Source organism: Haloferax sp. Atlit-10N, assembly GCF_003586325.1.
Classification (GTDB): domain Archaea; phylum Halobacteriota; class Halobacteria; order Halobacteriales; family Haloferacaceae; genus Haloferax; species Haloferax prahovense.
The window spans coordinates 1-547 of record NZ_PSYX01000104.1 but is presented as its reverse complement, the minus strand read 5'-3'; the positions used below and the strand labels follow the sequence as shown (position 1 = coordinate 547).

1 protein-coding gene is annotated in these 547 nt (G+C 68.2%); it reads right to left on the bottom strand.

The genetic code is table 11. The features are described from left to right. Positions 1-547, bottom strand: a 547-nt coding sequence (locus C5B91_RS21380; protein ID WP_199708894.1) for a glycoside hydrolase family 3 C-terminal domain-containing protein, incomplete at both ends; no start/stop codon positions are given.

The window sequence follows — 547 nt, the reverse complement described above, 5'->3', positions numbered from 1 at the left end:
GTCGTACTCCGAGAACGCGAGGTCGTCGAGGTCGACGTCGACGGTCACCGTCTCACCGGCCGGAATCGAAACGGCTTCGAAGCCGCCGAGTTCGCGGACGGGCAGGTCGTCGCTCGCGTTCGAGGGCCGGACGTACGCCTGTACCACCTCGCGACCCGCCCGGTCGGAGACGTTCTCGACCGTGACTTCGACGCGACGCTCGTCGACGAGTTCCGCGCCGCGGTATTCGAACGCCGCGTAGGACAGCCCGTAGCCGAACGGATAGACGGGGTCAGCCTCGGTCGCGTCGAAGTACCGGTAGCCGACGAGCAGGTTTTCGTCGTACTGCACCTCGCCGTCGATTCCCGGGAACGTCGCGTCGTCGGTCACCGGGTAGTCTTCCTCGTTCGCGAAGGTGACCGGGAGCCGTCCCGATGGGTCGGCGTCACCGAACAGGACGGCCGCGAGCGCGTCGCCGTCGGCCTGTCCGGGGTACCACGACTCCAGAACCGCGCTCACGTCGTCGCGCCACGGGAGTTCGACGGGGCCGCTCGACTGGACGACGACA